Raw genomic sequence first — 15,519 nt, 5'->3', positions numbered from 1 at the left:
GGCTTAAGTGTACTTACCAGATACTGTATATGCAACCAGTTGTCCGGCTTATAACAACGCATCCAGTTGCCGCAGACTACTGATCGTGAGCGTTGGCAACCAGGTTAGCGCAGCCGGGGGCGCCGGTTGCCCTGACTCGTTCAGCCATACGCTTTGGGCACCAAAAGCAGCCGCGCCCTGAATATCGCTGATAGGGTGATCACCAATATGCAATAACTGGTGAGCCTCGAAGTTAAGTTGCTGCTGCGCGGCCAGAAACATATCAGCAGTAGGCTTGCCACGCAGCGTTTCGCCGGGCGTCCAGGCAGCGACAAAATAGTCCTGCAAGCCAATGCGCTGAATATCGGCATTGCCGTTGGTGATGGCAATTAATGGGTATTTTTCAGCACAGCGTTGTAACAGGGACAGGTTTTCAGGTGGTACCTGGATATCGTTCCGGACATCGAGGAAATACACCATAGCGTCGGCAACTGCGTTGCTTAAAGCCGACTGCGGCACGCCCCGGCTACTCAACCCCTGGCGCAGCGACTCCTCGCGCAGACGCGTCATGTTCATCATCAATTGAGGGTTCTGCTTCGCCAGCTGCATGCGGATCTGGCGCCAGCAGTCCACAGTTAAGTCCGCGCTGTCTGGCCATTGCTCACTCAGATAGTGCGCCAGAGCCTGCTCCGCTTTATGCAACACTGGGCCGTTATCATATAAGGTGTCATCCAGATCAAAACTGATCACATTGAAAGGCCGTAGACGGCGATGAAACTGCATATTATTTTTTCTTTGCTCTAGGGTGGGCGTTGTCGTAAACCTTGGCGAGGTGCTGAAAATCCAGGTGCGTATATATTTGCGTGGTACTCAGATTGGCATGCCCAAGCAGCTCCTGTACCGCACGCAGATCGCCACTGGACTCCAGCACATGGGAAGCAAAACTATGACGTAACTTGTGGGGGTGCAGATTATCAAATACACCACGCTGCAAACCCCATTTTTTTAAACGTAACTGCACAGAGCGAGGGCTCAACCGGCGTCCATGCTGACTCAGGAATAAAGCTTCCAGATGTGCGCCAGGCCAGTTGCTACGTTCTTTAATCCAGAGCTTTAACCATTTTGCGGCCTCTTTCCCGTACGGCACAATTCGGGTGCGCCCGCCTTTACCGGTAATTCTAAGCTCCCGGCTGCCACCTATGTCCTGAATATTAAGCCCGACCAGTTCAGCCAAACGCAGCCCACAGCTGTAAATCAACTCAAACATGCAGCGGTCACGCAATGCCATGCCATCGGCGGGCTCTTCATCCAGCAGATAACTAACCGCGTCGACATCCATATTTTTAGGTAAGGTACGCGCCGATTTAGGCGCCTGCACCAGACGCGCCGGATTGCTCGTTAAAATATGGCGCTGCAATAAATAGTCACAAAAGCTACGCAGGGCAGCCAGACGCTGCTTAATACTGGGTAAACCTACCTGTTGGCGCCGCCAGGAAATCATCAGCGCTTCCACTGTTTTCGGCTTCAGATCTTTCCACTCGCTAAGCTGCTGCTCTGCGAGTGCGGCACTGATCAATTCCAGTTGGCGTCGGTAACTGCTTTGCGTATGCAAAGAGTAACCCCGACTGCCCGCCAGATAATTTATAAAGTTATCCACTGCCTGTTGCAGTGCCATAGTTAAGTCCCTGATTTCAGCATGATTGGTAAAATCACGCTAAGCAGAGCCTGCAGCTGGTTAATCAGCAAATAATCCATACTAGGGTCAAAATGAGACGGGTCTTTGCTGCCAAATGCCAGCATACCCAACTGCTGATCCCGGCCCAGCAGGACCAGAGCGACAGACTCCACTTTGGTGTCCTGGAATAATAAACGCTGTTCTTCCTGAGTCAGACGACCCAGATAAACAGAGCTGTCGCCAAAACGTTTGCTCAAAAGCTGCTTATGCGTATCCGCTGCGAAGGTAAACTGCTCCGGCAGGCTTATCGGGCTGTCAAAAAACTTAAGAGTGAGTTCCGGCAGGGCCAGTTGCTGCTGGAAGGTAGTCCGCAGGCTATCCAGTACCTCGGTCAGGGTCTCACAGCGCAGCAAGTCAACATACAGGGCGCTGTAACCGCGAAAAATCATTTCATTGCGCCGTGCATTCGACATTAATTCGGTAATTTCTTCCTGCAGCTCGGCTATCTGAGTACGCAGTATGCGTTGCTGGCGTTCCACCAGAGATACCGACCCTTCGTTATGATGCCGCAGGTTGATACGTGTCAGTAACTCAGGATTACGATCAAAAAAATCCGGGTTCTCCTGCAAATACTCAACGATCAATGTGTCATCCAGCCGTTCACTACCTGCGCTTTTCAGCTCTGCTGTTGAATCCTGTTTAGTCATAATACTATCTGCCCATCGTAAACGTGGCTGGCTTCGCCCGTCATAAAAACACTTTGTCCCGGTTGCCAGCTGATTTCCAGCGTACCACCCGGTAACTCTATTCTGGCTGGACTTTCTAGCCGTTCCTGCAACATACCCCACACTGCCGCCGCGCAAGCACCGCTGCCACAGGCCTGGGTCTCACCCACGCCGCGCTCAAAAACACGCAAACGGGCATGTTGATCGGAAACTATTTGCAAAAATCCTATATTCGCCGCTTCCGGAAAACGCTCATGCTTAGTTAACAAGGCACCGACCTGGTCAACGGGAGCATTATCGACATCGTCCACCAGCATTATGCAGTGGGGGTTGCCCATGCTCACTGCACCGCATAAAAAAGTTTGCTCTTCAGCGCGTAAAATATAGGTGATTTCCTGTTTATTCGCTTTAAAGGGAATCGCTTGTGGCTGCAGCACTGGCTCGCCCATATCTACTCGCACTAACCCCTCTTTATCCAGCTCAATGCTAATCACGCCGCCTTTGGTACTGACCCGAAACGAGTTTTTATTCGACAGGCCTTTATGGCGGATAAACCGACCGAAACAACGGGCTCCGTTGCCACACTGCTGGACCTCCGAACCGTCGGCATTAAAAATGCGATAATGAAAGTCTACGTCCGGGTCGTATGGCGGCTCCACCATCAACAACTGATCAAAACCAATGCCACGGTTACGATCCGCCAACGCCGCAATCTGCTCGGTATTTAGAAAAATGTTCTGAGTAACGTTGTCAATAACCATAAAGTCATTGCCCAGACCATGCATTTTAGAAAAATGAATGAGCATAAAAGTCCTGTTTTATAGCGCTATCAGGGTAGCAAGTGTTCACTTTGCCAGAGCTGTTCTAATTGTTCACGTTGCCGAATAATATGCACCTGATCGCCATCTACCATCAGCTCTGCGGGTCTCACCCGGGTATTGTAGTTGGAACTCATCGCAAAACCATAAGCGCCAGCGCTCTTAACCGCCAGCAAATCACCAGCTGATGCGGTAATAGTGCGATTATGGCCAAGAAAGTCACCGGTTTCACAAACTGGCCCTACAATATCCGCAGGTTTCGAGCGTGACGGGCTTTGCTCCCTGACATTTAAAATCTCATGAAATGCCTGGTAAAGCGAGGGCCTGAGCATGTCATTCATACCTGCGTCGACAATCACAAAATCTTTTTTCTCGCTTTCTTTAATATACTCAACCCGCGTTAGCATGACCCCGGCATTCGCTACAATGGCGCGGCCAGGTTCCAGATAAAGCGCCAGCTGCGGATGATCAACTAACTTACCAAGCAAGGCCTGAATATAATCAGCAACGGCCGGTGGCTTTTCATCCGCATAAGCCACACCCAGCCCACCGCCCATATCCAGATGGGTAAGCTGAATACCTTCAGCTGCCAGTTTATCGATCAGCTGCAACATACGATCCATAGCATCCAGGAAAGGTTCAATCTCAGTTAACTGGGAACCTATGTGACAGTCCGCGCCTATAACCTGCAAACCAGGTAACCCTGCTGCTAAACGATAGGTTTGCATAGCTTCGCCCATAGGAATACCGAATTTATTGGCTTCCAGGCCTGTTGCTATATACGGATGCGTTTTCGCATCGACATCAGGGTTAACACGCAGCGATACCCTGGCCACCAGTTGACGAGCACTGGCAATTTCACTAATACGTTCCAGTTCGGCAGAGGATTCAACGTTAAACTGCGCAATTCCGGCATCCAGAGCATATTCAATTTCAGAGCGGGATTTGCCAACGCCAGAAAAAACGATCTTACCGGCGTCTCCTCCGGCCTGCAGTACACGTGCAATTTCGCCGCCAGAGACCACATCAAAACCGGCCCCCATAAGCGCCAGAACCTGCAGTACAGCCAGGTTACTGTTCGCTTTAACTGCATAACAGGCTTGATGAGGTGCGGGCAATTGCTCCTCAAATGCACGCCAGTTTTGCTCTATCGCAGCACGGGAATAGACATAACAAGGCGTACCAAAGTTTTCAGCAATGGTGGTCATTGGAGTCTGCTCAGCATGCAGAACTCCGTTTCGGTAAACAAATTCAGACATCTTCAGGTACTTCTTGGTTAGGTTCAGCGCGCTCTTCCGGCACATCAGTCTGTTCCGGTTCTTGCGGAATATATAAAGGCCCTTTCTGGCCACAGGCGGCGAGCAGGAATACACACAGAAGTGCACTTACCGCCGCAATGATGCGTTTTTTCATAGGTCACGTTACACTAAGTGGCAAAAGGCTTATAATCGCATTCAAAGCTTGCTTTGTCACCTGCCAGCAACTGTAAGGAGAAGACTATGTTTAAATCAGGCTCTGTACTACTAACAGCTGCATCACTACTGTTTAGCTCCATATTGCTGGCCGAAACTGACAATCCGGTGTGGGATCAAAATCATATAGAGCGCGCGGTGCTCACCAGTAGCGTCGATAACAACGAACCCACTGACGATTTAGGTGATGAATACCAGTTAAGTGGAGCCGACTATGACCGCATTACTTTCTTTACCCAGGTGATTAATCACGCGAATCGCGATATTAAGCATCGCTGGTACCGTAACCAGCACTTGCAGGCCGAAGTTAACCTGGCGATAGGCAGTGACAACTGGCGCACCTATTCAACTAAGCGCCTGCAGCATATAGAAAGCGGCGACTGGACAGTTCGTGTGGTCAATGAAAACGATGACTTACTGCTGGAATATCACTTTACCGTTAAACCCCAATCCTGAGAGAGTTCATGAGCAATAAAAAATTAGTCACCATTGCAACCCGTAAAAGCTTACTGGCACTTTGGCAAGCCGAGCATATCAAAGCACGCTTAGAAGCGTTGCATCCTGATTTGCAGGTTGAACTCTTACCCATGAGCACCCGCGGCGATGTTATTCTGGATACTCCATTGGCTAAAATCGGCGGTAAAGGGCTTTTTGTTAAAGAGCTTGAGGTTGCCATGCTTGAGGGCCGAGCCGATATTGCGGTGCATTCAATGAAAGATTTACCGGTGGAATTTCCTCCCGGGCTGGAGCTGTACACTATCTGCGAGCGTGAAGACCCTACTGATGCTTTCGTCTCCAATACCTACACGAACCTGGACGAAATGCCTGCAGGCGCCGTTGTCGGCACCTGCAGCCTGCGCCGTCGCTGTCAGGTGGCCGCCCGTTTCCCACACCTGAAAATTCACGATTTGCGCGGTAACGTGCAAACCCGCCTGCGCAAACTGGATGAAGGCCAGTTCGACGCCATTATTCTGGCAACTTCAGGTTTAGTAAGACTTGAGCTAGAGCAGCGAATTCGCCTGCGCATGCCACCGGAGCAATCACTGCCAGCCAATGGGCAGGGCGCGCTTGGCATTGAGTGTCGCAGTGACGACAGTGAAGTCAAAGCCTTACTGAAACCATTGGAAGACACCGATACCCGCATTTGTGTCTTAGCCGAGCGCGCAATGAACCGCCGCCTGGAAGGTGGTTGCCAGGTGCCGATCGGCGCTTTTGCCCAGCTGCACGGTGACCAGCTACACTTACGTGGGTTGGTCGGTAGTCCAGATGGCAGTCAAATGGTAGAAGGCGAAATCAGAGGGGCCGCCGCTGACTCTGAAAGTCTGGGGACTCAGTTAGCAGAAGACTTGCTCGCACGGGGCGCCGGTGAGATATTGCAAGCCGTTTATCAGAATAGCGAGGCGTAATAATATGACTAATGGAGTACTGCTGATCCGACAACACGATCAAGCGAACCCTTTGGAAAAAGCGCTCGCAGAACGAGATCAGCCGGTATTCCGGCAAGCAGTCATTGAATCTGAAATGATTCAGTTACCACAAAAAGAGCTGAGTGAGCTAACTGAGCAAAGCTGGGATGGCATTATTGTGGTCAGCCCGGCAGCGGTTGAGTTTTTCCATCAACAACTGCAAAAACACGATTTTAAATGGCCGCAAGGTAACTATTATTCTGTAGGCAGCGGAACTGCCGAGCGCCTGGTTACCCATACTCATCAGCCTGTAACTTACCCCGCTCCGAATCATACTGGTGAAGACCTGTTAAAGCTGCCAGATTTACACCAGATTAAAGGCCAGGACTGGCTCTTTGTCACTGGTGCAGATGGTCGCCCACTGATTGCCGAGACCCTGAGCGAACGTGGTGCTAAGCTGACATCGATTGAAGTTTACAAACGCATCCCGCTGCATCCGGATCTTAGTGAAAACAGCAGACTTTGGCAGGAACAGGTCGCCACTATCGTAGTCACTAGCAAAGAACAGCTAGAACTGTTCTGGCAGGATTTACCTGATTCAGCTAAAAACTGGGCTCAAAACTGCAATTGGGTGATATCCAGCGAGCGTCTGCAAAAAGCAGTTACCGACCTTGGTATCAATAAACAGCGATTGATAGTAGCTCAGAATGCGACTACTGACGCACTTTTAAAAGCCATCCCCACACAGAGTGAAAAAGTCATGAGCAAGCCTACAGAGCAAAAATCACCGGCTACAAAGCAGCGTAAAACAAAGAAAACCAGCTGGCTGACTTCTTTTATTATTCTTTTACTTTTGCTCTCAGTCGCTACCTTAGGTGTCGGCGGCTACTGGTTATGGTTACAGCAGCAGGAAATCAAGCGCACCAGTGTTGAACAGATGGAAGAATTAAACCAACGCCTGGTACAAACCACTCGAGCCCAGGAAGAGCTCGAACAAAGCCTTTTCGATGATATCGAGTCGCAAATGAATCAGCGTTTCGACGCCTTACGCGAACAACGTAACGCTGAAGCGGCTGAAGCTCGCGAAGAAGCCGCAAGAGAGCGCCAGGCAATGTTTAATGAGCTGGAAAGCAATCGCGAAGAGATTGAACAGATTAAAAGTCATTTAGATACTGCCAACCTGCGCCTGTCACAGGATCTGTATGTTATTGAAGCCCGCGATCTGGTAGTGGCCGCAGGTCGTAAGCTGTGGTTTGATTATGACCGCAATGGCGCAGTGCAATTATTACAGCACGCGAAACGAGTATTAGAACAATCACGCCAGAGCCATTTGATTCCAATTCGCCAGCAGTTGGAAAATGATATTGAGTTACTTAATGGTTTACCTGAAGTGGATGTAGAAGGTCTGGCATTGCGCCTGTCCGCACTGCGTCAGCAAGTTCGTGAACTACCTCCTCAGCGTGAGCAGCTAGAAAGCAAGCCGCTTAACAATGGCAATGGCAATGGCAACGATGAGGTAAGCTCAAGTTTTGCTGACTGGCGAAGCAATTTGAACGCCGCCTGGCAGTCGTTTAGTGAAGATTTTATTCGCGTGCAACGCACTGAAGAAATGCCTGAAATGCAGCTTGGCGCCGAACAGCGGTCATTATTAAAAACACAGCTCGATTTGCAGCTGCAGATAGCGCAGCAAGCGCTGCTGCAACGCCAGGCTGTGAATTTCGAGCAAGCCATGGATCAGGCCATTGACTGGATAAACAGCTACTACGACACTGAATCAACTCAGGTTCGCCATGTGCTGGACGCCCTCACTCAGTTACGTGAACAAAATATCGAGCCCGAGTTCCCGACCCGTCTGTTATCAGAAGCGATGCTCAATGATGCTGTTGATGAATTGCTCGGGGAGTCAGACTAGTGTTTAAAGCTTTGCTACTGTTACTCATTATCGTTGCAGGTTTTATAGTCGGGCCATTATGGTCGGGACAAACCGGTTACGTCATGATCGCGGTTTCCGGCTATACCGTAGAAACCAGCCTGGTTGTGCTGGCAATGGCCGTTATTCTTCTGCTTCTGGTATTTTGGTTGATAGAATGGTTGCTGCGCAAGATCCTCGCAGGTTCCCGATTAAGTTCCAGCTGGCTGCAGCGGCGTCGTCTTAAAAAGGGCGACACCCAGCTCAGTAGCGCCTTCAATAGCTGGCTCACCCATGATTATGCCAAAGCACAGGAGCAAGCTGAACAGGCTACTAGTAACCTTAAACGCCCCCAACAGGCTTACTTACTGGCGGCTATGGCCGCGAATGCGCGGCATGATTCGGTCAGTTATCAACGCCTGCTCGAAAAGGCCAATTCAGCAGAGGACGATAAACAACTTCCTTTGCTGCTGGCGGAAGCGGAGAGCGCGGCCCCGAAAGAGGCTCAACAACAATTACAGCATTTACTCAAACAGTATCCTCGCCATCCGGGTGTATTGCGTGTGGCCGCTAAGACCTTTTACCGGCATCAGCAATGGTCAGAACTTCGTCCGTTATTGCCTGAGCTGGCAAAGAAAAACCTGATTGAACCTCGGTTACTGCTTAGCTATACCCAGAAAAGTTATCAAGCCTACTTTGCCGTGGCACAAGAAGACCCTACTGAGTTACATAAACGCTGGCGTGACCTGGATCGCCAACTACGGCAGGATACCTCGGTTCGACTCGAATACATAAGGGCCCTGCTGGATAATCAGCAGCAGGAGGAGGCCGCGAAAGTAGCGATCAAAGGTTTACGTAAAGGTTATCTGGAACCAATTGATCTATTATTAGGTCAGAGTCAGTTCGACTGGCAAGGTTCGGCACTATTGACCGAGCATATTCAGCAAATGGTTAAAAAGCAGCCGGACGATGCCAATGCACTCGCATTATTAGGCCTTCTGGCAATGCAGCAAAACGATCATGACCTCGCTGAGCGAGCGCTGCGTAAAGCATTGGAACTTTATCCGAATAAACGCTTTTACCAGTTACTCGGTGATACTTACCTTGCCGCTGAACAAAGTGCAAAAGCACTGGCCGCGTATAAAGCAGCCAGTCAATAAAACGTAGAATCAGGTCCTATATGAAGTTGTGGTTAGTCCTACTTGTTTTAGCTATGCTTTTCTGTATTTCTCCCGCGATGGCTGAAGAAACAGATAACGGACAAAACAACCAGCTTGAAGTCTCTATTAGTGGCGTCAGCGGTCGTGACGCGTCCAACGTGCGTAACCGATTATCTATCTATACTTACCACGGGCAGCAGGCACCAGGAGCTGCACGCCTTAGGTTCCTGCACCGTCGTGCAGAACAGGAAATACTGCGCGCCTTAGCCCCATCTGGCTATTACCAGGCGTCAGTAGAACGACAACTGGAAAGAACCGATAGTGGCTGGCAGGCCCGGTATGACATAACACCCGGCCCTGTCATGCAAATACGTGATGTCGACATTCAGATTACCGGCGAAGCCCGGGAAGACGATGCTTTTCGCAACCTGATTAATAATCTGGATATTAGAAGCGGTCAGAATTTAAGGCATAGCAATTACGAAAACGCCAAAAGCCGTTTACGCAATCTTGCTACTGAGCGCGGCTACAATGAAGCAGCTTTTGCAAAAAGTGAATTACGCATTGATCTCGAAGACTACGCTGCAGATATAGTTATACACTTGGAGTCAGGCCCTCGGTTTCGTTTCGGTCAGATTCGTTTTAGCGAGGCCCAGCTTGATGAAGACGTACTGCAGCGCTTTGTTCCCTTTCATGAAGGCGATTATTTAACGTCTGACCGACTGATGGAATTACAATTTGGCATGGCAGATAGTGACTATTTCAGCCGTGTACAGATTGAGCCACTTTGGTCAGAGGCCGATGACGACAAACTGGTACCTGTTGCTGTTGAACTGGAACCTAATAAACGCACCTATTATCGAGCAGGCATTGGTTACGGAACTGATACCGGGGCTCGATTGAGTTTTGATCAGAACCGTCGGTGGGTGAATACTCGCGGGCACCGATTTTCAACCCAATTCCAATTGTCAGAATCCTCATCCACAGTCGCTGCCAATTACATTATACCCGGCCAACAGCCGCAAACAGATCAGTATGCCATTCGGACTTCATGGCGCGATGAAGATGTTGGGCCAACCAGAACTGAGATATTCACTTTAGGGGTGAGCTGGCAAACCCAACTGGAACGCACGTTACGTACTATGAGTTTAGACTGGCAGGACGAACGAGATCGCTTTGAGGGCGAACGACGCAATACCCAATTCCTTATTCCAAGTATTCAATGGAACCGGGTTCACACTCCAGACCGTTTGGATGTCGCTCGAGGCTATCGTCTCAACCTTGGCTTACGAGGTGCTACCGAGCAAGCGCTATCTAGCACCGATTTCGGCCAGGTTACCTTGTCCGGTAAGTTCGTATTTTCCTTCGCCGAGCGATTCCGTTTTCTGACGCGTGGCGATTTTGGCACTACAGCAGCAACCGACTTTGACCGTATACCGACCTCCCTACGTTTCTACGCCGGTGGTGATACTAGTATCCGTGGCTACGGTTATCGCATGGTAGGACCTCGGAATGAAGAGGGTGAGATTGTTGGTGGTCGTCACCTCGCAGTAGGCAGCGCAGAAGTGGATTATGAATTCCGACCTAACTGGCGGGTCGCTGCATTTATTGATTCAGGCAATGCTTTTGATAACGTCAACGATGCTTTTCGCACTGGTATTGGTGCAGGTGTTCGCTGGCAAAGCCCCGTAGGTCCTATTCGCATTGACCTGGCTCATGGTCTTGCTGATGTCGGTGACACTATTCGTTTACACTTAACCCTGGGGCCTGACTTATGACTAAGACTCGCCGCTGGTTTGCGCGCATTGTGGGCACTTTATGTGCTCTTATTTTGCTCACTGTTATCGCCCTGTTTTCATTATTAAGCACGACCACAGGAACTGGCCTGACTTTACAGGCCGCAAACCGGGTTCTACCTGGTGAGCTCTCCTGGCAGGGACTTGAAGGTCATTTACTGCGTGATATTCAGTTCCAGCAATTGCGTTATGAGGATGGCGAAACTCAGATTCAGCTACAAGATTTAAAATTGCGTTGGCGGCCCTGGCGACTATTGGGACGCCAGGTGCATATTCGTCAGTTTGATATCGGCTCCGCCGACGTTCAGTTTCCGTCCGGGGATGAAACGCCTGAACAGACTGACACCATTGAACAAATTGAATTACCAGATATCGATTTGCCTGTTAACCTGCGCTTCGATCGAGTACTGGTTAGCAATACCAACATCAAAGTTGGCGACTTTGAGCAGCAAATTAATCAATTGAATCTTCGCCTGATCACCCACGGCGGACGTATTACTATTCACCGCTTAATTCTTGATGTGCCGCAGGGACTGGCGAACGTTAAAGGTTTTATCGAGCCTTATGGCGATTACAATCTTAACTTAACCACCATGGTGCAGACCGAGGTACCCGAACTCGGCGCCATACGTGCAGAAGGGCGCTTACAAGGGTCTCGCCACGAACTTAACCTGGAGCAGCGGGTAAGTGGCTTTGCCACCGCATTGCTGAATGCTAATGTCCAACAACCTACTCATCTGAAGCAACTGACCTGGAACGCAGATCTGGAGTTGACTGCGTTAGCCATCGCTCAGGTTGAAGAGCATATCGAGGAACTCAATTTAAGTTTCGAAGGGTCAGGCACTATAACCGAAGTGCAGGGCAATTTAGCCTTCTATAGCCAATTGCATGAGCATGGCGAAGTCACACTGAACAGTGAATTTAGTTTGCTTGAAAACGAGCTTACTCTGGATAATCTGACCATCAAGGCACCGGCCTATGAAACTGAAGCCAGCTTTGCTGGTGTCGCCACCATGGGTGAAAACCTGCATGTAGATATACAAGGACAGGCAACATACGCCGACTATGAGGTGCAGAGCTTTTCACTGCAGGCGGAGGGCGATGAACAGGGAGCCCAGCAGCTCAGCTTACGCGCGGACTCCGTTGAGGGTAATATTGCGGTAACAGGAAGTTTTCTCTGGGAACCTCACCTTGCCTGGAACCTGGCCGTTCAGGCAGATGCAATGGATATAGGCAGAATAAGCTCCGACTGGCCCGGAATACTGGCTTTAGATGCCCATGTTGAGGGAAATATGGCAGAAGAGCTGATGTTAACCCTTCAGCTAAATGAGCTAAGCGGGCACATCCGTGAGCAAACACTTCAGGGCAGTGGTCGGGTAGGTGTAGAGGGTGAATCAATAAGTGCAGAGGCATTTAAGCTGCAGTGGGGTGAAGCACAATTAAGAGCTGATGGCACAGCTTCAGCGCAGGAACTGTCACTTACCTGGAACCTATCTGTAAACGATATCAGTCTGCTACTTCCGGGAATAGAAGGCAACTTGCAAGCGCAGGGCGCAGTAGATGGCCCGACAGAGTCGCCGATACTCAATACTCAGTTCGAGTTATCTGATTTTAGCTATCAAGATTACAGCGTTGAAAGCCTTCAGGCGGATATTGAGATTGACAGTCAATTGCGACAGCTACCAACTGGTTATATAGATGCCCAGAATATTGACCTGGGAGAGCTGGTGTTAAGCTCTGTAGCTCTGCGTTTAGAGCAAAACGACGAACATCAGGTACGACTCCGCATCGATAGTGATTCTTTGCAAGCTAACCTCGGTCTTAACGGGAACTGGGAAGCTGAACAGCAACGCTGGATAGGGCGGGTTAATTCCATGCAGCTTCGCTATCCGGAAGCTGGCCGTTGGAACCTGACCACTCCTGCTACTCTGATGGTGTCTCCCACGGAAATATCAATGCAGAACCTCTGTCTGATGATAGCCACCAGAGATTCCGAGCTATGTCTGGGCGGCGACTGGGATCAGGCTTCAGATGCAATAAATGCATCGGTCAACGCTGATAATATTTCTTTCAGTGTATTCCGACCCTGGATTCCGGCAGAAGTTGAGTTGGCAGGTGAGTTTGATATACAGGGCCAGTTCAACAAGCTTGAAGAAGATATGAATTACCGCTTAGCGGTAACTCTGCATGAGACCGTTGCCGGTATTCCAGCTCAGGATATAAATTTCACTATAGACCCGAGCCAACTGATCCATATTGAAGGTGATCAGAACCGTCTTGAGGGCAGCTTCAACCTGTTGTCAGAACAGCTCGATGGTTCTGTTACCGCTGAGGCAGTTATTGAGCAATTAATGAATGAGCCAATGCTCGAAGCAACTCTGAACTTGCGTATGCAGGATCTGAGTTTTGTATCGGTGCTCACCCCCGATCTACAGAGTGTAAATGGCTTACTAAGCGGCGAAATCCAGCTTGCTGGCCCTCTCACAGAACCCGTGATAACTGGCGGTCTTGAACTTGCTGACGGTACTGCAGAAATACCCTCTACCGGCCTTATGCTCGAGAATATAAACGTGTTAGTTGATGCCCCCAACTCTACCGGTCAGCCTTTTACCTTATCTGGCAACCTGACCGCCGGAGAAGGAAACTTGAGCCTTGAAGGAGAGTACTTCCTGGCCGAACAACGAGCTAACCTGGATATTCAGGGTAGTGCGTTCCCGGCTCTGCGCACAAGAGATATAGATGTCACTATTGCCCCTGATTTACAAATTGAATACTCCCCAGAACTCTTACGAATAAGGGGCAGCGTGAATGTTCCATCCGCCCGTATCACTCCGCCAGATTTTGAATCCGTCGACTCTGTGTCCAGAGATACCGTATTAATCGGTGAAGAAGGTTCGGTATATGACGAATCTATTACGGAGTTGCCGATAGACGCGGATGTTCAGGTACGCCTGGGTGATGATGTTCGAGTCAGTGCTTATGGCTTTGAAGGACGCCTGGTTGGGCAGCTACGTATTATTGAACAACCAGGCCAGGAAACCGCTGGTGTCGGTAACATAGATGTAGCAGAGGGTCAGTATGAATTGTACGGACAGGCTTTAAGCATCGAGCGTGGTCGTCTTATTTTCACCGGCGGTCCTATTGCAAATCCAGGACTGGACTTGCGAGTTGAGCGTAATATAGATGCAGACAGCGTTTTGGTAGGTGCCCGCATCGGAGGCACACTAGAAAATCCTAATCTTTCACTCTTTTCTACACCCACCATGCAGGATCGAGATATTCTTACCTACCTCATTTTGGGTCGCGGTCCAGGTGAAAGTAGCCAGGGTGAAGAGAATATGCTGGCTCGTGCCAGCCTTGCATTGGGTATGAGTGGTGGCAATATAGTGGGCGAACGACTGAGTGACACTCTCGGTGTCGATGAAGTAGCGCTCGACTCAGGTGATACTTTTGAGAGTACATCGCTTTATATTGGTAAACATCTGTCTTCACGGCTTTATGTTAGATACGGAATTGGTTTAGTAGAGCCGGTAACGACCTTTTTCATTCGCTACCGGCTTTCCGACAGACTTAATTTCGAGTCTCATACCGGTGGTGAGCGCAGTGGCGCTGATATTTTCTATAGTATCGAGCGTTAATCCGGGCTAGCTGCAACCCCTATTACACCACAACCAATTCTGGCACCAGCCTGTCCTGTAGGCTGCGAATCCAGATCGTCTTCTTCAGCATGCACAACAACACCGCGGCCCAGCACGCTATAAGGGCCGTCCATAGCTAGCTTGATATCTATATATTCAAGATGGGCGATGCCCTGATCATTGGCTTCCAGATTACCTAAATCACCCACATGACGTTCATCATCATGTGGTCCACCATGTTGTGAAGAGGTAGGGTTAAAATGTCCACCGGCAGAAGTTCCATCCGGAGCTCCACAGTCACCATATTCATGGATATGAAAACCATGCTGTTGATTCGGTTCCAATCCCTCGACATGAGCCATCACATGAATACCATCTTTTGCCCGGGTAAAAGTAACTGTGCCAGCGGCCTGGTTTCCCTCTGTGGACTCAATAGCGGCGACGTACTGCTCAATACCGGCCTGGTGAATAACGTCACTCAGATCACCCTGACTACAGGCCGATAATAATAGAGGTAAAGAGAGAATAGCTAACTTCTTCATAGTAAAACCTTTTTTAATACAATAACGAACTTAAATGTAGCAAATAATGCAGACCGCTGCTTACTTAAACTTAGATTATTTTAAATAGCTGATATGACGCAGCGCAGGTCCCAACTGCCGTGCGATGTCGTTGCGCCCGCGATGCGGTATTCATTTGCGGTCTGGATACGTTGCACCGTAGGGCAGGTTCCACCTGCCGTTGCGGTGGTTGGGGTATCGGCAATGCTGTCGTTGTCGGGTATCGGATACGTCGCGGGGTTTCGCGGTGGTATCCAACCTGGACGGCAGGCACGGCCTGCCCTACACAAATGACCAGATACATCGGATGCACCGTAGGGCAGGCTATGCCTGCCGTGCGATGTCGTTGTGGCCGCGATGGGGTATTCATTTGCGATCTGG

General features: G+C 49.8%; 13 protein-coding genes. 6 read left to right on the top strand and 7 right to left on the bottom strand.

Annotated features, from left to right (window positions below):
- Positions 1–48: 48 nt before the first annotated feature.
- Genes CWE09_RS11800 through lptM form a run of 6 tightly spaced genes read right to left on the bottom strand, consistent with a single transcriptional unit; the run spans position 49 to position 4,610 of the window.
- Positions 49–762 (bottom strand): HAD-IA family hydrolase, encoded by a 714-nt coding sequence (locus CWE09_RS11800; RefSeq protein WP_126804261.1) that lies wholly within the window; start codon positions 760–762, stop codon positions 49–51.
- 1 nt (position 763) lies between these two features.
- Complete coding sequence (xerC, locus tag CWE09_RS11795) at positions 764–1,654, bottom strand: tyrosine recombinase XerC (protein ID WP_126804260.1); 891 nt, start codon at positions 1,652–1,654, stop codon at positions 764–766.
- A 2-nt stretch (positions 1,655–1,656) separates the two neighbouring features.
- Positions 1,657–2,361, bottom strand: a complete 705-nt coding sequence (locus CWE09_RS11790; RefSeq protein WP_126804259.1) for a DUF484 family protein — start codon at positions 2,359–2,361, stop codon at positions 1,657–1,659.
- Positions 2,358–3,185 (bottom strand): diaminopimelate epimerase, encoded by an 828-nt coding sequence (gene dapF, locus CWE09_RS11785; protein ID WP_126804258.1) that lies wholly within the window; start codon positions 3,183–3,185, stop codon positions 2,358–2,360. Before dapF ends, CWE09_RS11790 begins: the two co-directional genes overlap by 4 nt.
- 23 nt (positions 3,186–3,208) lie before the next feature.
- Entirely contained in the window at positions 3,209–4,456 is a 1,248-nt protein-coding gene (lysA, locus tag CWE09_RS11780) for a diaminopimelate decarboxylase (RefSeq protein ID WP_126804257.1), read from the bottom strand.
- Positions 4,449–4,610, bottom strand: a complete 162-nt coding sequence (gene lptM / locus CWE09_RS11775) for an LPS translocon maturation chaperone LptM (protein WP_126804256.1) — start codon at positions 4,608–4,610, stop codon at positions 4,449–4,451. Before lptM ends, lysA begins: the two co-directional genes overlap by 8 nt.
- Before the next feature lie 86 nt (positions 4,611–4,696).
- Here lptM and CWE09_RS11770 point away from each other — a divergent pair, with 86 nt between their 5' ends.
- The 6 genes from CWE09_RS11770 to CWE09_RS11745 are packed head-to-tail and all read left to right on the top strand — an operon-like array spanning position 4,697 to position 14,578.
- Positions 4,697–5,125 (top strand): DUF2914 domain-containing protein, encoded by a 429-nt coding sequence (locus CWE09_RS11770; RefSeq protein WP_126804255.1) that lies wholly within the window; start codon positions 4,697–4,699, stop codon positions 5,123–5,125.
- 8 nt (positions 5,126–5,133) lie between these two features.
- The gene (gene hemC / locus CWE09_RS11765) at positions 5,134–6,075 is read left to right on the top strand and encodes a hydroxymethylbilane synthase (protein WP_126804254.1); all 942 of its coding nucleotides are present in this window, start codon (positions 5,134–5,136) and stop codon (positions 6,073–6,075) included.
- Between the two features lie 4 nt (positions 6,076–6,079).
- Positions 6,080–7,987 carry a uroporphyrinogen-III C-methyltransferase gene (locus CWE09_RS11760; protein WP_126804253.1) on the top strand — a complete coding sequence of 636 codons (1,908 nt, stop codon included), beginning with the start codon at positions 6,080–6,082 and terminating at the stop codon, positions 7,985–7,987.
- A complete protein-coding gene (locus CWE09_RS11755) occupies positions 7,987–9,144 on the top strand; it encodes a heme biosynthesis HemY N-terminal domain-containing protein (RefSeq protein WP_157982855.1) in 1,158 nt (385 codons plus the stop codon). The genes CWE09_RS11760 and CWE09_RS11755 overlap by 1 nt, the downstream gene beginning before the upstream one ends.
- 20 nt (positions 9,145–9,164) lie before the next feature.
- The gene (locus CWE09_RS11750) at positions 9,165–10,922 is read left to right on the top strand and encodes an autotransporter assembly complex protein TamA (RefSeq protein ID WP_126804251.1); all 1,758 of its coding nucleotides are present in this window, start codon (positions 9,165–9,167) and stop codon (positions 10,920–10,922) included.
- On the top strand, positions 10,919–14,578 hold the full coding sequence (locus tag CWE09_RS11745) for a translocation/assembly module TamB domain-containing protein (protein ID WP_126804250.1): 3,660 nt from the start codon (positions 10,919–10,921) through the stop codon (positions 14,576–14,578). Before CWE09_RS11750 ends, CWE09_RS11745 begins: the two co-directional genes overlap by 4 nt.
- Here CWE09_RS11745 and CWE09_RS11740 read toward each other — a convergent pair.
- Positions 14,575–15,120: a superoxide dismutase family protein gene (locus CWE09_RS11740; RefSeq protein WP_126804249.1), complete on the bottom strand. Its 546-nt coding sequence runs from the start codon at positions 15,118–15,120 to the stop codon at positions 14,575–14,577. The two genes, CWE09_RS11745 and CWE09_RS11740, sit on opposite strands and share 4 nt — an antisense overlap.
- Positions 15,121–15,519: the final 399 nt, after the last annotated feature.

The sequence above is a fragment of the Aliidiomarina minuta genome (assembly GCF_003987145.1).
Taxonomy (GTDB): Bacteria; Pseudomonadota; Gammaproteobacteria; order Enterobacterales; family Alteromonadaceae; genus Aliidiomarina; species Aliidiomarina minuta.
This window is presented reverse-complemented; position numbering and strand designations above follow the sequence as displayed.